Annotated in this window: 20 protein-coding genes and 1 tRNA gene; 9 read left to right on the top strand and 12 right to left on the bottom strand. The window is 68.7% G+C overall.

All coding sequences use genetic code 11. From position 1 onward, the window contains the following. Positions 1-64: 64 nt before the first annotated feature. Positions 65-1,690: a serine/threonine-protein kinase gene (locus M2283_RS11490; RefSeq protein ID WP_280876033.1), complete on the bottom strand. Its 1,626-nt coding sequence runs from the start codon at positions 1,688-1,690 to the stop codon at positions 65-67. Positions 1,691-2,069: 379 nt separating this feature from the next. Next, on the bottom strand, positions 2,070-2,618 hold the full coding sequence (locus M2283_RS11485; protein ID WP_280876032.1) for a helix-turn-helix domain-containing protein: 549 nt from the start codon (positions 2,616-2,618) through the stop codon (positions 2,070-2,072). A gap of 181 nt (positions 2,619-2,799) precedes the next feature. Between M2283_RS11485 and M2283_RS11480 the strand changes: the two genes are divergently transcribed. Beyond that, positions 2,800-2,872, top strand: a tRNA-Ala gene (locus M2283_RS11480). Positions 2,873-3,149: 277 nt separating this feature from the next. On the opposite strand, the gene M2283_RS11475 is transcribed toward M2283_RS11480, so the two are convergent. After that, entirely contained in the window at positions 3,150-3,830 is a 681-nt protein-coding gene (locus tag M2283_RS11475; protein WP_432423053.1) for a ScbR family autoregulator-binding transcription factor, read from the bottom strand. Between the two features lie 307 nt (positions 3,831-4,137). Beyond that, positions 4,138-4,842: a DUF5324 family protein gene (locus tag M2283_RS11470; RefSeq protein WP_280876031.1), complete on the bottom strand. Its 705-nt coding sequence runs from the start codon at positions 4,840-4,842 to the stop codon at positions 4,138-4,140. A gap of 253 nt (positions 4,843-5,095) precedes the next feature. Here M2283_RS11470 and M2283_RS11465 point away from each other — a divergent pair, with 253 nt between their 5' ends. Further along, entirely contained in the window at positions 5,096-5,629 is a 534-nt protein-coding gene (locus M2283_RS11465) for a peptidylprolyl isomerase (RefSeq protein ID WP_280876030.1), read from the top strand. Between the two features lie 188 nt (positions 5,630-5,817). Further along, a complete protein-coding gene (locus M2283_RS11460; protein WP_280876029.1) occupies positions 5,818-6,708 on the top strand; it encodes a rhomboid family intramembrane serine protease in 891 nt (296 codons plus the stop codon). Between the two features lie 257 nt (positions 6,709-6,965). Here the strand turns inward: M2283_RS11460 and crgA are convergent, their stop codons facing one another. Next, positions 6,966-7,220, bottom strand: a complete 255-nt coding sequence (gene crgA / locus M2283_RS11455) for a cell division protein CrgA (RefSeq protein WP_280876028.1) — start codon at positions 7,218-7,220, stop codon at positions 6,966-6,968. A 141-nt stretch (positions 7,221-7,361) separates the two neighbouring features. Between crgA and M2283_RS11450 the strand changes: the two genes are divergently transcribed. From M2283_RS11450 to M2283_RS11425, 6 genes are read left to right on the top strand one after another with little or no spacing between them, the layout of a single operon-like run. Further along, the gene (locus tag M2283_RS11450; protein ID WP_280876027.1) at positions 7,362-8,153 is read left to right on the top strand and encodes a DUF881 domain-containing protein; all 792 of its coding nucleotides are present in this window, start codon (positions 7,362-7,364) and stop codon (positions 8,151-8,153) included. Between the two features lie 23 nt (positions 8,154-8,176). Further along, entirely contained in the window at positions 8,177-8,878 is a 702-nt protein-coding gene (locus M2283_RS11445; RefSeq protein WP_280876026.1) for a class E sortase, read from the top strand. Between the two features lie 16 nt (positions 8,879-8,894). After that, a complete protein-coding gene (locus tag M2283_RS11440; protein ID WP_185146162.1) occupies positions 8,895-9,092 on the top strand; it encodes a hypothetical protein in 198 nt (65 codons plus the stop codon). Continuing rightward, a complete protein-coding gene (locus tag M2283_RS11435) occupies positions 9,089-9,727 on the top strand; it encodes an aminodeoxychorismate/anthranilate synthase component II (RefSeq protein ID WP_280876025.1) in 639 nt (212 codons plus the stop codon). Before M2283_RS11440 ends, M2283_RS11435 begins: the two co-directional genes overlap by 4 nt. Then, positions 9,724-10,803, top strand: coding sequence for a class E sortase (locus M2283_RS11430; RefSeq protein ID WP_280876024.1), 1,080 nt, complete (start codon positions 9,724-9,726; stop codon positions 10,801-10,803). The genes M2283_RS11435 and M2283_RS11430 overlap by 4 nt, the downstream gene beginning before the upstream one ends. Before the next feature lie 6 nt (positions 10,804-10,809). Beyond that, on the top strand, positions 10,810-11,565 hold the full coding sequence (locus M2283_RS11425) for a class E sortase (protein ID WP_280876023.1): 756 nt from the start codon (positions 10,810-10,812) through the stop codon (positions 11,563-11,565). A gap of 7 nt (positions 11,566-11,572) precedes the next feature. Here the strand turns inward: M2283_RS11425 and M2283_RS11420 are convergent, their stop codons facing one another. The 7 genes from M2283_RS11420 to M2283_RS11390 form a co-directional block, all read right to left on the bottom strand. Then, positions 11,573-12,205, bottom strand: coding sequence for a restriction endonuclease (locus M2283_RS11420; protein WP_280876022.1), 633 nt, complete (start codon positions 12,203-12,205; stop codon positions 11,573-11,575). Between the two features lie 179 nt (positions 12,206-12,384). Next, entirely contained in the window at positions 12,385-14,373 is a 1,989-nt protein-coding gene (pknB, locus tag M2283_RS11415; RefSeq protein WP_280876021.1) for a Stk1 family PASTA domain-containing Ser/Thr kinase, read from the bottom strand. 169 nt (positions 14,374-14,542) lie between these two features. Beyond that, the gene (locus M2283_RS11410; RefSeq protein ID WP_280876020.1) at positions 14,543-16,033 is read right to left on the bottom strand and encodes a peptidoglycan D,D-transpeptidase FtsI family protein; all 1,491 of its coding nucleotides are present in this window, start codon (positions 16,031-16,033) and stop codon (positions 14,543-14,545) included. Beyond that, positions 16,030-17,481, bottom strand: coding sequence for an FtsW/RodA/SpoVE family cell cycle protein (locus tag M2283_RS11405; RefSeq protein ID WP_280876019.1), 1,452 nt, complete (start codon positions 17,479-17,481; stop codon positions 16,030-16,032). The genes M2283_RS11410 and M2283_RS11405 overlap by 4 nt, the downstream gene beginning before the upstream one ends. A gap of 28 nt (positions 17,482-17,509) precedes the next feature. Further along, on the bottom strand, positions 17,510-19,072 hold the full coding sequence (locus tag M2283_RS11400) for a Stp1/IreP family PP2C-type Ser/Thr phosphatase (protein ID WP_280876265.1): 1,563 nt from the start codon (positions 19,070-19,072) through the stop codon (positions 17,510-17,512). Positions 19,073-19,163: 91 nt separating this feature from the next. Next, positions 19,164-19,676: an FHA domain-containing protein FhaB/FipA gene (locus tag M2283_RS11395; RefSeq protein WP_280876018.1), complete on the bottom strand. Its 513-nt coding sequence runs from the start codon at positions 19,674-19,676 to the stop codon at positions 19,164-19,166. A 10-nt stretch (positions 19,677-19,686) separates the two neighbouring features. Further along, positions 19,687-20,562, bottom strand: a complete 876-nt coding sequence (locus M2283_RS11390; protein WP_280876017.1) for a DUF3662 and FHA domain-containing protein — start codon at positions 20,560-20,562, stop codon at positions 19,687-19,689. Between the last annotated feature and the right edge of the window lie 69 nt (positions 20,563-20,631).

Below are 20,631 nucleotides of genomic sequence, written 5' to 3'. Positions count from 1 at the left end.
ACCGGAGTGGCGGTCGGGGCCTGGTGACGGGGATCGGCGGGGGCGGGCTCGTCCGGTCGGCGGTTCAGATCTGGGTCAGGGCCCAGAAGCCGACCGCGTAGCAGGTCAGCGCCAGCAGCAGGAGCGGGATCGCGACCTTGGCGGGTGGGCCGGCGCGGCGTGCGGCGCGGGTGGCGCGGTGGCTCCGGCGCGAAGTTTTCTGCGCGGGAGGTGGAACCTGCGGGACTTGGGCGGTGTACGAAGCAGTAGAGGGTTCAGCACGCTGGAGCCGCGCCGATTCCGGTTCCGACGCCGGTGCCGGGGGCCGGCCGGGGTGCTCGTGCCAGGGTGCGGGCGGCTGGGGGGAGGAGAGCACGTGCGTGGGGTCGTGGGGGGAGACGTGGGCGGGCTGGTTCGGTTGGTGTGGCTGGTGTTGGGCGCCCTGGTGGGGATGCGCCTGCGGAGTAGGAGTGGCCGGTCCGGAGGCAGCGATGTGGGGGGAGGAGCCGGTGGCCTGCGGAGGCGGCAGGTGGAAGCTGCCCGTGTCCGACATGCTGGGCGGCTGGGAGGAGGGCGGGGTGGGCGGGGCGGAATCAGAGGGCGACGAGGTGTCGGACGGCGGCTGGGAGCCGGTGCTCTGACGAGGGTCCAGCGGATGGGACGCCATCCTGCTTCGGCTGGTTGTGGAATCGCCGGGCCGATACGGCGCTTGACGGCCTCCTCCGCCTGCGGAGTCGGCGGCGACGCCGGTGCCCGTGCGGGGGCCTCTGCCCGAGCCCACCCCCGTGCCGGTTCCCGTCCCGGTGCCCGTGTCCACCCCCGCCGCAGCCTTGAGCGGTCCCTCCGGTACGAACCCCGTTGGGAGTGGCCCGATTTGGTCGAAGATCTCGATCAGTTCGTCGTCGGGGCCGGGCTCCGGGAGGAGTTCGGAGGCGGCGGCGAGGGCCTTGCGCGCCCCCGTGGCCGTGCGGAACCGCGCGACCGGGTCGGGTTGCAGCAAGGTGGCGACGACCTGCCAGAGCGGCTCGGGGACGCTCTTGGGGGCGCTCGGCGTCCCGTACTCCGCGAAGTACTGGACGAGGGCCTTGGCGTCCGGCTTGGCGCCCTCCAGGAGATACAGCGCGACCAGGCCGACGGCGAACAGGTCGGCGGGGAAGTCCGGTTCGGAGCCCATCATCTGCTCGGGCGCGAGATAACCGGGCGTTCCCACCACGAGGTTGGTCTCCGTCAGGCGCGGCTCGCCCAGCCGCATGGCGATGCCGAAGTCGGACAGCCGTAGGCGCGGTCGGGCGGTGCCGGTGGCTTCGAGCAGCACGTTGGCGGGCTTGATGTCGCGGTGTACGACGCCTTCGGCGTGCACGGCGGCCAGACCTGACAGGAGCTGGTCGATCAGCGTGCACACGAAGGCGGGCGGCAGGGGGCCGTAGTCCCCCACCAGGTGGACCAGCGAGCCGCCGGCGACCAGGTCCATGGTGAACAGGACCTTGTCGTCGTCGGCGGCCCAGCTGGCCGGTGCGAGCACATGGGGGTGATCGATACGCAGGGCCTGCTCGCGCACGAAGCGCAACAGGGAGTGCGCGTCGCGCTGTTGGAGCACCTTGGCGGCCACGTAGCGGCGGCGGCGGTGGTCCCAGGCACGCCAGACGGCGCCGACCCCACCGCGTCCGATCGGGTCGACCAGTTCGTACCGTCCGGCGAAGACCTCACCCATGGCTGCGCGTCGCTCCTCCCCCTGCGGCTACCCCCCTTGCTTCCCCCTCACCTCCCCTTCAATGAGCGATACGACTCCCTCTCACGCGGTTTCTCGGTCGGCGTCGGTCGGCGATGGTCGACGGTGGTCAGCGATGGTCGGTGTCGGCCAGTGATGGCCGGTGATGAGTGACACGACCCTCTCGTGCCCCGCGCCCCCGCGGCCTGCGCCCCCGTGGCCTGTGACTCCATGTTCCGAGCCTCCCCCGTGTGTCCGGAGCCCCCGTGCCCCGAACTCCCGTGGCCCGACCCCCCGTAGTCCGAGCCCCGCGCCTCGTGTCCTCCTCGGCCGATGCCGCCGGCCCGGCTGCCGAACCCCCTTCGGCTACCGGGCCTCCGGGTCAGCTCTGGTGGGACTGGTAGTGCGCGACCGCGTCCGAGGTGCGGCCGGCGCCGTAGACCCGGAGGAACTCTGCCAGTTCCGGGTGGGTCGGGGCGAGGGTGTCGGCGGCATCGATGATGTCGCCGGCGGCGGCCACCGAGCGGAGCAGCGACTGGATCTCGCGGACCACCCGCTTGACCGTCGGTGCGCCCGAACTGCTCGTCGTGGTCGTGGTGTTGCTGAGCACCGAGCCCCCCTGGGACTTCTTGATCTCCTCCATGCGTTCGGTGGCCTCGGCGGCGCTGACGCTGCCGTCCGCGACCTGCCCCGCCAGGTCCTGCAGCAGCTGAACCCGCTGTACGACGGCCGGGTTGCCGATCTTCGCCCGCTGACCGCTCATCAGCTGGGACAGCATCGGCGCGGACAGGCCCAGTACCCCCGCGAGCCTGGCCTGGTTGAGGCCGAGATCTTCTATGAGCTTACGGAAGAGCGCCCCCAGCGGCTCCCCGTACCAGTTCCGCTGCAGTTCCCGCGCTCTTGCGGTCGCTTCCTGCTGTGCGGCGTCCATTGCGTCTCCCCATCGCTTCCCCAAGTACGGTGGTTCGCTGTCGCGAACCACGCCGAGCATCTTACGGAGAGTGGTCGCCAGCGGGGACCCCCAATCTTTTTGCGAGATACGGGGGGTGACCCGGTACTCTGGTCTGCGGCGCCGACCGGTGTGTGTTTCCTCCGGCGGGCGCCTCCCTTTCGGGGCCTTAGCTCAGTTGGTAGAGCGCTGTCTTTGCATGGCAGATGTCAGGGGTTCGACTCCCCTAGGCTCCACACCGAGAACCCCCGTCCTACCTGCGGAAACGCGGTTGGGCGGGGGTTCTCTCATGTGCGGGGACCGAACGCTGCGTAGGGGCCGACACCGGTGTCGGGGCCGGTCGCGGACGAGAGTGCGCGGTCCGTCCTGACCGTCGGCGGCATGGTGATCGGGGTAGGGGGCGGTAGGACGTCGGTGGTGCGGAGATGGACCGGGGAGGTGGTCGGCCGGTGCCAAGCCATGGCCATGGCTCGGTGGGAGAGTCGACGGTCAGGCAGGCCGGCGGCGCGGTGCTCAGGCGGTACCGGCGTGGATTCCGGTCTCCGCAGGCTCCGCGGTCTCCTCGGTGTCCTGCGGCGCGATCGCGGCGGACGGGTCCGTGGCGCCCTCCGGGCGGAGGCGGGCGATGGTGGCCGGGTGGGCAATGGACGGCAGGATGTGACGCCACATCACGGCGACCCGGACGTGCAGGTCGGCCCGTCGGCCGACGGCCTCGGAGACCAACTGGACGCCGGTGAACGCGGCCACGACGAACTCGGCGGTCTCCCGGGGCTCGACCCGCGGCAGCACCTCGCCCTGCTCCTGTCCCTCGGCCAGCAGCCGGGTGGTGAGGTCGAACCAGTCGCCCCACGGGTGCGTGCCGCCGAAGTACACGCCCTCGATGGACAGTCGCGTACCGGCCCGGGCGAGGGCGTCGTGGCGCAGCACGTGGGCGAACCGGTGGGTGCTGTCGATGACCGACTGCAGGGGCGAGAGCTGCGGCTCCACGTTCACCAGCAGGGTCTGCTCGTCCATGACCGCCTGGGCTAGGGACTCCTTGGACGGGAAGTGGAAGTACATCGCGCCCTTGGTGACGTTCGCCCGGCGCAGGATCTCCGACGTGGCCGCCCGCTCGTAGCCGAACTCGGCGAACACGCTCGCCGCGGCCTCCACGATCGAGCGCCGGGTCTGCACCGCGCGGGCCTGCTTGGCCATGCCGTTCCCTTCGAGGCGTACGTTCCGTGCCGGCGGCGCCTCGTCGAACCGCCGTCTGACAGGTGTGGCGAGCACTCTACCCGACCACACGGTCTGTTTCCTCAGGTCCTGCGAGGTGACCGTGCCAGGGATGAGGGCTTCCGTACGCCCTTGTTCTCCATGCATATGCCATGCGCTACATGGCGGTCGCCCTGGTTCGACGAGGCAAAGAAACCGCTCAGCCCGTTTTTTATCGAGCTTCCCCTGAAGATGACGAAGGGCCCCCGGCAACTGCGCCGGGGGCCCCAGGTCAGGGTCGATCGAACGTCTACCGGCCCTCGTCACGGTGGGCGGCCTCTTCCTCGGCCTCCTTGACCTGGACCTCGGGGTCGAGGCCCGCCTCGCCGATGCTGCCGTCCACCGACGTCAGCCGGCCGGTCTCGGGGACCTCGGTCGCCGCGGGCGGCTCGACCAGCCAGTCCGGGTTGGCCTGCTTGTCCCACCACTTCCAGGCGGCGAAGGCGCCACCCGCGAGCGCGCCGACCACCAGCAGGGTCTTCGCGGCACGACCGGCCCGCGCCCGCCGCTGGTGCTTGCGGGCCAGCTTCTGGATCTCCTTCGGCGAGACCTGTCCGCGCAACGCGGCCAGCGCGGCCGCTCCTCGCGCGGTGGCCTCCTCGCGGACGGGCCCGGCGGCGGCGACCGCCTGCTCGATCTTCGGCCGCGAGTACTCGGCGGCCTGGCGAGCGGCCTGGCGGGTACGGATGGCGGCGTCGTGGGCGGCCTGGTCGACCTTCGGCGGCACATGCGTACGCGCCTGCTCCAGGCGCGGCGCGAGATGGGCGTCGTACTGGACGCGGGCCTGGTCTGCGGCGGACGAGACCTTCGGCGCGAGCCGAACGCGGGCCTCCTGTGCGTAGTGCGCGGCCCTGTCCTTGGCCGTGTCGGCGTAGGGCGCCACCACTTCCGCGGCGTGCAGCACGCTGCCCTTCGCCGAACCGGTCGCGGCGCGCACGCTGTCGATGCGGGTCACGGGTTCCTCCTCCTCGGTGGCGTACGTAATTCGACTTTCCACCCTTTTACGGATCATGCCTGCCAGCACACCCCGGGGCATGTTGGCCAAGTCCAATAGAGGATGAATGCGGTGCAACGGGAGCTTGTCGTCGACAATGCCACGGATCGACGGGGAGCGCGCCCGCCCCGGGGGCACTCGGCCGATTTCCGCGAGCAGGGCACGGGGCGTGGGAGGATCGGGGCGGCACAAGGAAGACAACGGAAGGCAGATCGTGGCCGAGCAGCTCTACGCCACCCTGAAGACCAACCACGGCGACATCGAAGTCCGGCTCCTGCCGAACCACGCCCCCAAGACGGTCCGGAACTTCGTGGAGCTCGCCCAGGGCCAGCGTGAGTGGACCAACCCCGAGACCGGCGAGAAGTCCTCGGACAAGCTCTACGACGGCACGATCCTCCACCGGGTGATCAGCGGTTTCATGATCCAGGGCGGCGACCCGCTGGGCAACGGCACCGGTGGACCCGGCTACCAGTTCGAGGACGAGTTCCACCCGGACCTCTCCTTCAACAAGCCGTACGTGCTGGCCATGGCCAACGCGGGCCCGGCCACCAACGGCTCCCAGTTCTTCATCACCCTCGCCCCCACGACCTGGTTGAACCGCAAGCACAGCATCTTCGGCGAGGTCACAGACCCGGCCAGTCAGAAGGTCGTCGACGCCGTCGCCGCCCTGAAGACCAACCCGCGCACCGACCGCCCGGTCGACGACGTCGTCATCGAGACCGTCGTCGTCGAGACCCGCGAGAGCTGACTCCCGTCAGGCCCCCTGACAGGGGGCCTGTGCGGACCGCTGTCAGGACGGGAACCCCGCAGGGCAGGAACCAAACGCCCCGCCCATCCGTAAAGATGGGCGGGGCGGTGCGTTTTGCGCACGCCCTCGCACGCGACGAGCCGCACGACCACATACGCGATGACCTATGCGACGACCTGGGGGATGTCATGGACGACCAAGCGGCAGACAGCTCGCAGGACGCCCAGCGCCTGCCCGGCTGCTACCGCCACCCGGACCGCGAGACCGGCGTCCGCTGCACCCGCTGCGACAAGCCGATCTGCCCCGAGTGCATGGTCGACGCGTCCGTCGGCTTCCAGTGCCCCGAGTGCGCCCGCGGCGACTCCGGCACCGGTCACGCGCCCGCCGCGAGCCGCCCCCGCACCCTCGCCGGCGGCACCGTCGCCGCCGATCCGCGGCTGGTCACCAAGATCCTGGTCGGCGTGAACCTCGCGGTCTTCCTCGTCCAGCTCTCGGTCGGCAACAGCTTCGACACCCGCTTCGAGCTCCTCGGCCAGGCCTACGTCCCGGGCCTCGGCTCCGTCGAGGGGATCGCCGAGGGCCAGTGGTACCGGATGCTGACCGCGATGTTCCTGCACGGCAGCTACATCCACATCCTCTTCAACATGCTGAGCCTGTGGTGGATCGGCGGTCCACTGGAAGCGGCCCTCGGCCGCGCCCGCTATCTCGCCCTCTACTTCGTCTCCGGACTGGCGGGCAGTGCGCTCACCTACCTGATCGCCGCCCCCAACCAGCCTTCGCTGGGAGCCTCGGGTGCGATCTTCGGTCTCTTCGGCGCGACCGCCATCCTGATGCGCCGGCTCAACTACGACATGCGCCCGATCATCGCCCTGCTGGTGATCAACCTCATCTTCACCTTCGGCTGGAGCAACATCGCCTGGCAGGCCCACATCGGCGGCCTCGTCGCCGGCGTCCTCACCGGCTACGCGATGGTCCACGCCCCGCGCGAACGCCGGGACCTGGTGCAGTACGGCGCCTGCGCGCTGGTCCTGGTCGTCGTGGTCGCCATGACCCTGATCAGGACCGCACAGCTCACCTGATACCGAACCGTTGTCCACAGCGTGTGGCGGATCTAGTGCACACGGTGGGGGGACGGTGTCGCCCCCTGTCACCGACCGGCATTCGTGCAGGTCAGGCAGGGGGCGAACGTGTTTTCGGTTGCCGGTAGGTCTGTCACACCGGCGTCAACACCCGATGGGTTATCCACAGATCGTCTTTCTTTTCCCCATGTGGACAACGGCTGTGGATAACTCAGCGGATAGCCGTGGGCAGAGCTGCGTTCACCGTGTGGTGGCCGCTACTTCCACTGCGTGGAGACACCGAATCCGGCGGCGATGAAGCCGAAGCCCACCACGATGTTCCAGTTGTCCAGGCTGTTGATGGGCATCGAGCCGTCGGACACATAGAAGACGACGATCCAGGCCAGCCCGATGAGGAACATGGCCAGCATCACGGGTGCCACCCATGCACGGCTGTTCAGTTTGATGGCGGTCGCCTGCTTCGCCGGTGGCGGCGTGTAGTCGGCCTTCTTGCGGATACGTGACTTCGGCACGAGGGTCTCTCCTGTCGATGCGCTGCGTGGCCGCGCAGGTAACTGGATCGGGCTCCGGGGCAGCGTACAAGGGGACTCATAGTGCTCCCCGGGCGTCCGTTAGCGTAGTGCTTCCGCGGCGCCGAAGGAGATAAGGGTACGTTGACCAATTCTGCCGACTCCCCCGGTACGGGTACAACGGGTTCCGGCCCCGAACCCGCGCGTCGTCGGCTGCGGCCGATGCGGGTGCTCACGGTGGCCGTCTTCGCCCTCGCCGGTCTCATCTTCTTCACCAGCTTCAACACGGCCAAGGGCACCAACATCCGTACGGACGCGTCCTTGCTGAAGCTCTCCGACCTCATCCAGGAGCGCAGTCACAAGAACAAGGGTCTGGACGAGTCGAACGGGTCCCTGCGCGACGACGTCGAATCGCTCGCTGAAGGCGACGACGGCAGCACCAAGGCGGAGGACGACAAGCTCGCCGGCCTGGAGAAGAGCGCGGGCACGCAGAAGGTGACGGGCAAGGCGATGACCGTCACGCTGAACGACGCGCCGCCGGACGCCACCGCCAAGCTCCCCGGCTATCCCGAGCCGCAGCCCGACTACCTGGTCATCCACCAGCAGGACCTGCAGGCCGTGGTGAACGCGCTGTGGCAGGGCGGCGCCCAGGGCATCAAGGTCATGGACCAGCGGCTGATCTCCACCAGCGCCGTGCGCTGCGTGGGCAACACCCTGATCCTCCAGGGCCGGGTCTACTCACCGCCGTACAAGATCACGGCGGTCGGGGACCTGGACAAGCTGAACCAGGCGCTCTCCGCGTCGAAGGCGATCCAGAACTACATGGTCTACGTGAATGTCTACGGCCTCGGCTGGAAAGTCACCGAGGACGGGACGGTGACTCTGCCCGGCTACTCGGGCACAGTGGATCTGCACTACGCCGAGCCCGTGGGGTGAACTGAGCCGTTCAGGAGCTGCCGGTGCGCGTTGTCGTCAGGACCGTCAGCGAACTGTGCATCACGGTCGGCGCGCTGATCGTCCTCTTCGTCGTCTACGTACTGTTCTGGACCGGGGTCCGGGCGGACGGCGCGATGAACCACCAGATCGACGTTCTCCAGGGCCAGTGGGCGCAGCAGACGGCGCAGCCCAGGACCACGGCGGCGGCCCCCGCCCCCTCCGGGCCCGCGAGTCCCAAAGCGCCGGCTGCCTACCGCCCCGGCAAGCCCTTCGCGATCATGTACATCCCGCGGCTTGGTTTCACGTGGAACAAGCCCGTGTTGGAAGACACCGCGGTGAACACCCTCAAGAAGGGCCTCGGTCACTACCGGGGCACGGCCCAGCTCGGGCAGGAGGGGAACTTCGCGGTCGCCGGGCATCGGCGGACATACGGGGATCCCTTCAAGGACTTCCCCAAGCTGCGCGCGGGCGACGCGGTGGTGCTGACCGACGGGACCACATGGTTCACCTATCGGATCGACAAAGGGCCCTACAAAACCGTCCCCACGGACGTTGAGGTGATCGACCCTGTCCCACGTAAGTCGGGGTATACGCGTGAAGGCCGGTATCTGACGTTGACCACGTGCGATCCGGAGTGGGGGCACAGCCACCGGCTGATCGTGTGGGCGCACCTGGACTCCACGCAGCCGGTGGAGGCCGGGAGACCACAGGCTCTACGCCGTTAGTCTGGTGCGGTACGGCGTGAGTCTGGTGCCGTGGTGGAACGGAAGGGACGGCATGTACGGCTGGATCTGGCGGCATCTGCCGGGCAACGCGTGGGTGAAGGCGCTGATCTCACTCGTGCTGGCGATGGTCGTGGTCTACGTCCTGTTCCAGTACGTCTTCCCGTGGGCCGAACCGCTGCTTCCCTTCAACGATGTGACGGTGGACAACCAGTGACAGCGCGGATTCTCGTCGTCGACAACTACGACAGCTTCGTCTTCAACCTGGTCCAGTACCTGTACCAGCTGGGCGCCGAGTGCGAGGTGCTGCGCAACGACGAGGTGTCGACCGCGCACGCCCAGGACGGCTTCCACGGCGTGCTCCTGTCGCCGGGGCCCGGCACGCCCGAGGAGGCCGGGGTCTGCGTCGAGATGGTCCGCCACTGCGCGTCGACCGGGGTCCCCGTCTTCGGGGTCTGCCTGGGCATGCAGTCGATGCAGGTGGCGTACGGCGGGGTCGTGGACCGCGCGCCGGAGCTGCTGCACGGCAAGACGTCGCTGGTCGAGCACGGCGGCAAGGGCGTCTTCGCGGGCCTGCCGACGCCGTTCACGGCGACCCGGTACCACTCGCTGGCCGCTGAGCCGGCGACGGTGCCGGCCGAGCTGGAAGTCACGGCGCGCACCCACGACGGCATCGTCATGGGGCTGCGGCACCGTGAACTCCCGGTCGAGGGCGTGCAGTTCCACCCCGAGTCGGTGCTCACCGAGCACGGCCACCTGATGCTGGCCAACTGGCTGGTGGAGTGCGGCGACGAGGGCGCGGTGGCCAGGTCGGCGGGGCTCGCCCCGGTGGTGGGCAGGGCCTCGGCGTGACCGCGCTGCGCCCCGAGCGCGAGTCAGGCGCCTCGTACGGGCAGGAGTCGTACGAGGCGTCCGCGGCGTTGGGGGACTGGGCCGTGGGTCGGCAGGCGTACGAGCCGCCGATCGACGAGGAGACGGTGGCGCTGCGGATACCCGAACCGCCGCCGGGCGGATTCATATCGCCGTCTGCCGCCTCAGCGACCACTTCTGCCACAGGAACCACCCCGGGGGGCCGGGCGGCCCGCAGGAAGGCCGCCAAGGGTCGTCATGGGGGCCACGGGGGCCATGGAGGCCACGGGCGTCACGGGGGTTCGCCCTCGGCGTCGGAGTCGGCGGGGATCGCGGGGACCGCCGAGGGGAGTTCGGGGGCGCCGCTCTCCCGGATGGAGGCCCGCCGGCAGGCCAAGGCCCGTAAGCCCGGGGCGGCCGTGATGGCCAGCCGGGCGATCGGTGAGGTGTTCATCACCACCGGTGTGCTGATGCTGCTGTTCGTCAGCTACCAGCTGTGGTGGACGAACGTCCGGGCGCACGCGCAGGCGGACAAGGAGACGAGCACGCTCCAGAACGACTGGGCGAGCGGCAAGCGGGCGCCGGGCAGTTTCGAGCCGGGCCAGGGCTTCGCGATCCTCCACATCCCCGAACTGGACGTCGTGGTGCCGATCGCCGAGGGCGTCAGCAACAAGAAGGTGCTCGACAAGGGCATGGTCGGTCACTACAGCGAGGGCAGCCTGAAGACGGCGATGCCGTCCGCGAAGACCGGCAACTTCTCGCTCGCGGGTCACCGCAACACGCACGGCGAGCCGTTCCGGTACATCAACCGGTTGAAGGCGGGTGACGAGGTCGTCGTCGAGACGCAGGACGACTACTACGTCTACAAGATCGCGTCGATGCTGCCGGTGACGGCGCCGAGCAACACGAGCGTGATCGCTCCGGTCCCCAAGGGGTCGGGTTTCACGGCACCCGGCCGCTACATCACCCTGACCACCTGTACGCCGGAGTTCACCAGCAAGTACCGGTTGATCGTCTGGGGCAAGATGGTCGAGGAACGGCCGCGCAGCAAGGGGAAGCCGGATGCGCTCGTCGAGTAGGGGCGGATGAACGTGGCAGCGACCACCGACGGCACACAGCACGAAGAGCACACGGACACGCCCGCGCCGGCCGAGGCCCGCCGCGGTCCCGGCCCGATCGCGACGGCGGTCAGCGTCTTCGGTGAACTCCTCATCACGGGCGGCCTGGTGCTCGGCCTGTTCGTCGTCTACTCCCTGTGGTGGACCAACGTCGTCGCCGACCGCAAGGCCGACAAGGAGGCCGACAAGGTCCGCGACGACTGGTCCCAGCAGCTCACCGGCCCCGGCGCCCTGAACACCAAGAACGGCATCGGCTTCCTGCACGTCCCCGCCATGAAGAACGGCGAGGTCCTGGTCGAGAAGGGCACCTCGACGAAGATCCTCAACAACGGCGTGGCCGGCTACTACACGGACCCTGCGAAGGCGACCCTCCCCACGTCGAACAAAAAGGGCAACTTCACCCTCGCCGCCCACCGCGACGGCCACGGCGCGAAGTTCCACAACATCGACAAGCTGAGCAAGGGCGACCCGATCGTCTTCGAGACGAAAGACAAGTGGTACGTCTACAAGGTCTACTCCGTCCTTGCGGAGACCTCGAAGTACAACGTCCAGGTCCTGTCGCAGATCCCGAAGGAGTCCGGCAAGAAGAAAGCCGGGCACTACATCACGCTGACGACGTGCACGCCGGTCTACACCTCGCGCTACCGCTACGTGGTCTGGGGCGAGCTGGTCCGGGTGGAGAAGGTGGACAACGAGCGGACGTTGCCGAAGGAACTTCGCTGACCCGTAGTCACTTGCGCCGACGGTTCTCCAGCCGCTGCAGCCGCGCGTGGTGCTGCTGAAGCCGCCTCTCGATCCGCAGGACACCTGCGCGGAGGGCGACCAGCTCCCTGCGGTGTTCTCCTGACGTCTCGATCAGGGCGTTGAACATGGGGACGACGGTCTTGCCGAGTACGTGGCTGATGCGTTGGTCGATGCGGTCGTCGAGGGAGACGACATCAGTGGGCGCCGAGTTATCCACAGGCTGTGTGCGTGCCAGGTACTCCATGTCCAGGAGGTACACACGCACCTGACGTGCGACTTCGCTGTACCGGAGAAGCATGGCGAGGTTGAGGACTGCGCGGCGGGAGAAGAGAGCCAGGGAGCGCGTGCGGGACGGAATTCCACTGAGGGCCTTGAAGGACCTCAGTTCCTCGCCCGTCAACAGGCGGTAGCCGTTGGCTTCCAACTCGGCTCGGTGGTCCTTGACGAGTGACTTGACGGCTTCGAGACCTACCCCGAAGTACGTCGCCACCATCGCCGTCGTCACATGCATCCCGTCCGGCAGCAGTGACAGCGCTTTGACCCTGTCGAGTACGTCGGTGCGTTCCAGGACGCTGCCTCGCAGAGTTCGAGATTCCAGCAGCACCGATTCGTCGATCATCTTCTGCCCTTCCGCTCGTGGCACGGCCGTATGGCCGGGGCGGAGCTCGGACACACGCCCGATCAGATCAACGAGTTGTCATATGCGGGGGACACGCGGCGCTGCAGCCTCAGGCAACAGAAGGGCCCCTACCGGATTTCCCGGCAGGGGCCCACTGGTGTTCCGAGCAGTGCCAACCGCTAGCCGCTTGTGCCGCCGAAGAAGTTGGTGCCGCCGTCGTTGCCGCCGTTGTTGCCGTTGTTGCCGACGGTGGTCAGGTTGACCTTGCTGCCCTTGTCGACTGTGTTGCCCTGTCCTGGGTCCGACCCGATGACGATCGCGTTGTCGTCGTTCGAGCCATTGATGTCGCCGAGCTGGAGGCCGGCATTCTGCAGTGCCTGGCGGGCGGTCGCGAGGGTCTGGCCCTGGATCTGCGGGATCTGGACCTGTTCCTGCTGCTTGGCCTTGCCGATCTTGATGGTGACCGTCGAGTTCTTGTCGACCTGGCTGCCCACCTGCGGATCGGTCGAGATGGCCTTGCCGACCTGGTTGTTGTCGTCGGTCTCCTCGTCGACACAGTTGCCGACCAGGTTGCTGGCCGTCATCTGGGCCTTGGCCGCGTCACAGCTCTGGCCGACCACGTCGGGCACCGTGGACTTCGCCTCCGCCTTGGCGATCGTCAAGGTGATCGTGGAGCCCTTCTCCACTTCCTTGCCGAGCTTCGGATCCTGGGCCAGGACCGTGTTCGGGTCCTCCGTGGAGATCTGCGTCTTGGTCTTGACGACGAACTTGTAGTCGTCGCCCTCCAGGATGTCCGTGGCCTCGTCGAGGCTCTTGCCGAGGACACTCGGTACGGCGACCTTCGGGGCGCCGGTCGACACCACGAGGTTGACCGCGGTGCCCTTCTTGATGTTGGCGCCGCTCGCCGGGTCCGAGGAACAGACGGTGCCCTTGGCCTGGTCGGCGCAGGGCTTCTTGGTGACCGTCCCGAGCTTGAGTTCGCTGTTGGTCAGCTGTTTCGCGGCGTCATTCTGGGACAGGCTGACGAGGTTCGGCACGGCCACGTCGTCGTTTCCGACGCCTCCGCCGCCGAACGCCCACTTGCCGATCAGGATCGCCCCGACCAGCACCAGCACGCCCGCCACGACCAGCAGGATCGTCGAGGTGTTCGACTTCTTCTGGCGGCGTCGGTCCGGGCGGTCGTCGTAGCCGTAGCCGCCGTCGTCCGGGTTCATCGGCGGCAGCATCGACGTGGCGCCGGCGTCCGCGGAACGCAGGGCCGTCGTCGGCTGGTCGTCGCCGTAACCGCCGTAGCCCACCGAACCCATCGCCGCCGTGGCCGCGACCGGCTGGCCGTCGAGGCAGGCCTCGATGTCCATGCGCATCTCGTCGGCCGACTGGTAGCGGTAGTTCGGGTCCTTGACCAGTGCCTTGAGGACGATCGCGTCCATCTCGGGCGTGATCTCGGGGTCGAAGACCGACGGCGGCTGCGGCTCCTCGCGCACGTGCTGGTACGCGACGGCGACCGGGGAGTCGCCCACGAACGGCGGCCGGACCGTCAGAAGTTCGTAGAGCAGACAGCCCGTGGAGTAGAGGTCCGAGCGGGCGTCGACCTGCTCGCCCTTGGCCTGCTCCGGCGAGAGGTACTGCGCCGTACCTATGACCGCGGACGTCTGCGTCATCGTCATGCCGGAATCGCCCATCGCGCGGGCGATGCCGAAGTCCATGACCTTGACCTGGCCGTTGCGCGTGAGCATGACGTTGGCGGGCTTGATGTCGCGGTGGACGATGCCGGCGCGGTGGGAGTACTCCAGGGCCTGGAGGATCCCGATGGTCATCTCCAGGGTGCGCTCGGGCAGCAGCCTGCGGCCCGAGTGCAGCAGCTCGCGCAGCGTGGACCCGTCGACGTACTCCATCACGATGTACGGGATCGAGACCCCGTCGATGTAGTCCTCGCCCGTGTCGTAGACCGCGACGATCGCGGGATGGTTGAGCGAGGCGGCCGACTGGGCCTCCCGGCGGAAGCGGGCCTGGAAGGACGGGTCGCGCGCGAGGTCGGCGCGTAGCGTCTTCACCGCCACGGTGCGGCCGAGACGGGTGTCATGCGCGAGGTAGACCTCCGCCATGCCACCACGACCGAGCACCTGGCCCAGCTCGTACCGGCCGCCTAGGCGACGCGGCTCTTCCATAGTTCCCTACCAGCCCTCTCCGTCGGTCCCGACCGGCACGGCTGTGCGGTCGGAGGCTGCCGTCCGGGCCTACCGTACCCGGCTGGCTTTGTGTGACCTGGCCAAGCCCGTCACCCGATACAGGACCGGTATCGCAACGTGCACCGATGTGAAGGGGACGTGATCGGGGTCACTTCTTGGAGTTGATGACCGCCTCCATCACACTCTTCGCGATCGGCGCCGCGAGGCCGCCGCCGGAGATGTCGTCACGGACGGCCTTGTCGTCCTCGATCACGACCGCGACGGCGACCGGCGTGCTGCCGTCGCCGAGCTTGGCGTAGGAGAGGAACCACGCGTAGGGGTTCTCGCTGTTCTCCACGCCGTGCTGGGCGGTACCGGTCTTGCCGCCCACCGTCACGCCGTTGCCGATCTGCGCGTTCTTGCCGGTGCCGTCCTTGACGACCGTCTCCATCATCGACTGCAGGATCTGCGCGTTCTCCGACGACAGGGGCTGGCTCAGCTCCTCGGGGTCGGTCTGCGCGATGGTGTCGAGGTTGGAGGACTGCAGCTTGTCCACCATGTACGGCTTCATCAGCTTGCCGTCGTTAGCGACCGCGGAGGCGACCATGGCCATCTGCAGCGGGGTCGCGGCGGTGTTGAACTGGCCGATGGAGGACAGCGCGGTCTGCGAGGAGTTCATGTCGTCGGAGAAGACCGAGGCGCTGGAGCGGATCGGCGTGAACTGCTCCTGGTCGAAGCCGAACTTCTTCGCCTCGGCCAGCATCTTGTCGTTGCCGAGGTCGGAGCCGATCTTGCCGAAGACGGTGTTGCAGGAGAACTGCAGCGCTACCCGCATCGTCGCGTTCTTGCAGGGGATGTTCCCCTCGTTCTTCAGCTCGGTCGTGGTGCCCTTCATGATGTAGGGCAGCGGCGAGTCGGTCTTCTCCTCGGCCGTCTTGTACAGGCCGTTCTGCAGCGCGGCGGCCGCGGTGACCACCTTGAAGGTGGAGCCCGGCGGGTAGGTCTCACGCAGCGCGCGGTTGAGCATCGGGTCGTCGGTGTTGTTCTTCTTCTGGAGCTTGGTCCAGTTCTTGGAGTCCACGTCGGTGGAGTTCCCGGCGAACGAGGACGGGTCGTAGGAGGGGTACGAGGCCAGCGCCAGGATCTTGCCGGTGGCCGGGTCGATCGCGGCGACCGCGCCCTTGCCGCCCTGCTTCTCCAGGCCGTTGTAGGCGGCCTTCTGGGCTGCCGCGTTCAGCGTGGTGACGACGTTGCCGCCCTGCTTCTCCTTGCCCGTGATCATGTCCAGGGTGTTGCGGAAGAAGAGCCGGTCGTCGTCGCCGGTGAGGATGCCGTCCTCGATGGACTCCAGCTGGTTGGCGCCGAAGGCCTGGGAGGCGTACCCGGTGACCGGCGCCCACATGGCGCCGTTCTTGTAAGTGCGCTTGTACTCCAGGTCGTTGAGCCCGCTCTTGCTCGTCTTGGTGGAGCCGGTGATCGGGTTGCCGTCGACGATGATGTCGCCGCGCGGGGTGGAGTAGCGCGCGATGGTGACGCGGCGGTTGCTCGGGTCGTCCTTGAGGCTGTCCGCCTGGACGTACTGGAGCCAGTTGTCGCGGACGAGCAGCGCGAGGACCAGAAGGCCGCAGAAGATCGCGATCCGGCGCAGGGGCTTGTTCATGACGGGCGGACCACCTGGGTCATCTCGGCGTCGGGGTTGCCGGCGGGTGCGGGCGCCGGGCGGCGGGCGGTGTCGCTGATGCGGATGAGGATGCCGATCAGCGCCCAGTTGGCGATGACGGAGGAACCGCCGTAGGCCAGGAAGGGCATCGTCATACCGGTCAGCGGGATCAGGCCCATCACGCCGCCGGCGACGACGAAGACCTGGAGGGCGAAGGCGCCGGACAGGCCCACGGCGAGCAGCTTGCCGAACGGGTCACGGGCGGCGAGGGCGGTGCGCACGCCGCGCTCCACGACCAGGCCGTAGATCAGCAGGATCGCCATGATGCCGGCCAGGCCCAGCTCCTCGCCGAAGGTGGCGAGGATGAAGTCGGAGTTGGCGGCGAAGCGGATCAGCTCGGAGTGGCCCTGGCCCCAGCCGGTGCCGAGGGTGCCGCCGGACCCGAAGGCCCACAGCGCCTGCATGGCCTGCTCGGAGTGGACGATGCCGTCGCTGCTGCCGTTGCGGCTGAGCGTGTACTCGCGCATCGGGTCGAGCCAGGCCTGGACACGGGTCTGGACGTGCGGCTCGAAGCTGGCCACACCGACGGCGCCGGCCGCGGACATCAGCAGACCGAAGACGATCCAGCTGGTCCGCTCGGTGGCGACGTACAGCATGATGACGAACATTCCGAAGAACAGCAGCGACGTACCGAGGTCGGTCTCGAACACCAGGATGAGGATCGAGATCATCCAGACGACGATGATCGGGCCGAGGTCGCGGCCGCGCGGCAGGTACAGGCCCATGAAGCGGCGGCTGGCGAGGGCGAGGGCGTCGCGCTTGACCATCAGATAGCCGGCGAAGAAGATCGCCAGCACGATCTTGGCGAACTCGCCGGGCTGGATGGTGAAGCTGCCGACCTGGATCCAGATCTTGGCGCCGTAGGTGATGTTCGCGCCGAGGCCCGGGACCAGCGGGAGGAGCAGCAGGACCAGCGCGCCGACCATGGAAATGTAGGTGTAGCGCTGCAGGACGCGGTGGTCCTTGAGGAAGACCAGGACGACGGCGAACAGCGCGATGCCGAGCGCGGTGTAGATCAGCTGGTTGGTGGCCTTGCCGCCCGCGACGCCGATCGACTGCAGCAGCTTGGACTGGTCAAGCCGCCAGATGGCGACGAGTCCGAGTCCGTTGAGCAGCGTGGCCAGGGGCAGCAGCAGCGGGTCCGCGTACGGGGCGAACTTCCGTACGACGAGATGCGCGACGCCGGCCAGCAGGCCCAGGCCCAGGCCGTAGCTGAGCAGGCCCGCAGGCACCTGGTCGTCGATGGCCAGACCGACGTTGGCGTAGGCGAAGACCGGGATGACGACGGCGAACACGAGCATGGCGAGCTCGGTGTTGCGTCGGCTCGGTGCGCCGATCGCGCCGATCGTGGACGTGTGGTGCGTCGGTTGGTTGGTTGTACTGCTCATCGTGTGACGGGGCCTCTCACGGCTTGCCCTACTGCTTACCGCACAGCGAGACGACCTTCTGCTCCTCCTCCGAGAGGCTGGGGCCGGGGCTGGGGGTCGGGGCGGTCGCTGATGTGGACGGGTTCGGTGAGGTCGAGGGGCTCGGCGTGGCCTTGGACGTGAGTGAGGTGTTTGTGGTTCCCGTGGTCCCACCCGCCTCGCCCGTACCGGTCTTCGAGCTGTTCTCGCTCTCGGCGGCCTCGCGATCGGACTCCTTCTTGCAGGCGGAGGCCTGCACGGAGAGCTCGGTGACCTTCGACTGGGCGTCCTTCAGCCCGCCCTCGGCGATCGTGGCCTTGACCTGCTTCTGCTGGTAGGGCGGCAGGTACTTGAGTTCGATCTCGGGGTGGTCCTTCTGCACCTTCGAGAGCGAGACCCAGGCCAGGTCCTGGCTGATGCCCCGGTACAGCGCGACGTGTTCGCCCTTGGTGCCGACGTAGTACTGGTTCTGCGTCCAGCGGTAACCGCCGTACAGGCCGCCGCCGATCACGGCGAGCGCGAGCACGCTGTAGAAGGATCTCTTGAGCCACTTGCGGCCCTTGCCGGGCTTGACGAAGTCCTCGTCGGAGTAGTCGCCGAAGGCGCCCGCCGGGGCGTAGCCGGTGGTGTCGCCGGAGCCGGGCGGGCCGAACTCGCCGCCCCCGCCCTGGCCGTGACCCTGGCGGCCGAGCCCGGAGGCGCGGCCGGCCGGGGTCTGCATGATGCCGTTGTCGTGCTGCTGGTGCTGATGCTGGTTCTCGGCGACCGCGCCGACCACGACCGGGGTGTCGGAGAGCTGCCCGGCGAGGGTGTCCCCGGTGTCGAGGTCGAGGACGTCGGCGATGATCACCGTGATGTTGTCGGGGCCGCCGCCGCGCAGCGCGAGCTGGATCAGCTCCTGCACGGTCTCCTGGGGGCCCTGGTAGCTGGCGAGGGTGTCCTCCAGGGTCTGGTGGGACACCACCCCGGACAGCCCGTCGGAGCAGATCAAGTAGCGGTCGCCGGCCCGGACTTCACGGATGGAGAGGTCGGGCTCGACATGGTCGCCACTGCCCAGCGCGCGCATCAGCAGGGAGCGCTGCGGGTGGGTGGTGGCCTCCTCCTCGGTGATCCGGCCCTCGTCGACCAGCCGCTGCACCCAGGTGTGGTCCTGCGTGATCTGGGTCAACACGCCGTCGCGCAGCAGGTACGCGCGCGAGTCGCCGACGTGCACGAGGCCGAGCCGCTGGCCGGTCCACAGCAGGGCGGTGAGCGTGGTGCCCATGCCCTCCAGCTGCGGGTCCTCCTCGACCATCATGCGCAGTTGGTCGTTGGCCCGCTGCACCGCCGTACCGAGGGAGGTGAGGATGTCGGAGCCGGGCACGTCGTCGTCGAGCGCCACGATGACGGAGATCGCCTCGGAGGAGGCGACCTCACCGGCGGCCGCACCGCCCATGCCGTCGGCGATCGCGAGCAGGCGCGGACCGGCGTATCCGGAGTCCTCGTTGCCCTCCCGGATCATGCCTTTGTGCGATCCGGCGGCGAAGCGCAGTGACAGACTCATGCGCACCTCGCCCGTCGGCTCCGGGTACATCCGCACGGTGCCCACCCTCCGGTCGGGAGCGCGCCGGGGCCCGTGATGGGGACCGCCGCTGCGTGCTCGCTCCGCTCGCTCATTGTCGTATCTACTTCCGCAGCTCGATGACGGTCTTGCCGATGCGGATCGGCGCGCCCAGCGGAATCGGCGTGGGGGTCGTCAGCCGGCTCCGGTCGAGATACGTGCCGTTGGTGGAGCCCAGGTCCTCGACGATCCACTGGCCGTCGCGGTCCGGGTAGATCCTGGCATGGCGGCTGGAGGCGTAGTCGTCGTCCAGCACGATCGTGCTGTCGTGCGCCCGGCCCAGGGTGATGGTCTGGCCCTGCAGCGCGACGGTGGTGCCGGTGAGGATGCCCTCGCTCACCACGAGCTTGCTCGGTGCGTTACGTCGCTGGCGGCCGCCTGCCTGCTGACGCTGGGGTGGGGGCGCGGCCTGCTGGCGGGCGGGCTGCTGCTGGCGCCCGGCCTCCCGGCGCGACCCGCGCTGGGTGACTCGCGTCCCGAACAGGTCGCTGCGGATGACCTGTACGGCCACGATCACGAACAGCCATAGAACGGCCAGAAAACCTAGCCGCATGACCGTCAGGGTCAGCTCTGACATTGCCCCCGCTTCACCCTTCGGCTTGCCGGTAAACGATGGTGGTCTGGCCCACGACGATCCGCGAGCCGTCGCGGAGCGTAGCGCGGGTGGTGTGCTGCCCGTCCACCACGATGCCGTTGGTGGACCCGAGATCCTGGACAGTCGAGGGCGATCCGGTCCGGATCTCACAGTGCCGGCGGGATACGCCGGGGTCGTCGATCCGCACGTCGGCTTCGGTGCTGCGGCCCAGCACCAGCGTCGCGCGGGAGATCTGATGGCGGGCGCCGTTGATCTCGATCCAGTGGCGGGTACGGGAGCCGGGCGCCGGGGCGCCGACCGGGCCGCCTCCCGCGCGCGGGGCCTGCTGCGGGGAGCCGTACCCACCGGGGCGCGCGGCGCCGGGCGGCGGTGCGGCCGGCATGGGCGGGGCGGCCGCGGGTGCGGCGGCCGGCGGGTAGCCGTAGCCGCCGCCGGGCCGGCCGGCCGCCGGCGGAGCCGCCGGAGCGGCACTCCCGGGGGCCTGCTGGTTGGTGGAGGAGGCGAGCGTACGGCTGCGCACCCGGTACAGACCGGTGTCGAGGTCGTCGGCCTTCTCCAGGTTGACCTTGATCGGCCCCATGAAGGCGTATCGCTGCTGCTTGGCGTAGTCGCGCACCATGCCGGCGAGCTCGTCGCCGAGCTGGCCGGAGTAGGGGCTGAGCCGCTCGAAGTCCGGCGTGCTCAGCTCCACGATGAAGTCGTTGGGTACCACGGTCCGGTCGCGGTTCCAGATGGTCGCGTTGTTGTCGCACTCGCGCTGCAGCGCGCCCGCGATCTCCACCGGCTGGACCTCGGACTTGAACACCTTGGCGAAGGTGCCGTTGACCAGACCTTCGAGGCGTTGCTCGAACTTCTTCAGGACTCCCATGGGGCACCTCCTCCGTCTCTGCCGTCCTGGGCACTGCGTACTTGGTACTGCTTACTGATCGTATCCACG

It is taken from the genome of Streptomyces pseudovenezuelae (genome assembly GCF_029892565.1).
GTDB lineage: Bacteria > Actinomycetota > Actinomycetes > Streptomycetales > Streptomycetaceae > Streptomyces > Streptomyces pseudovenezuelae_A.
The sequence above is the reverse complement of the archived record's forward strand: the minus strand, read 5'-3'. Positions and strand labels throughout refer to the sequence as shown.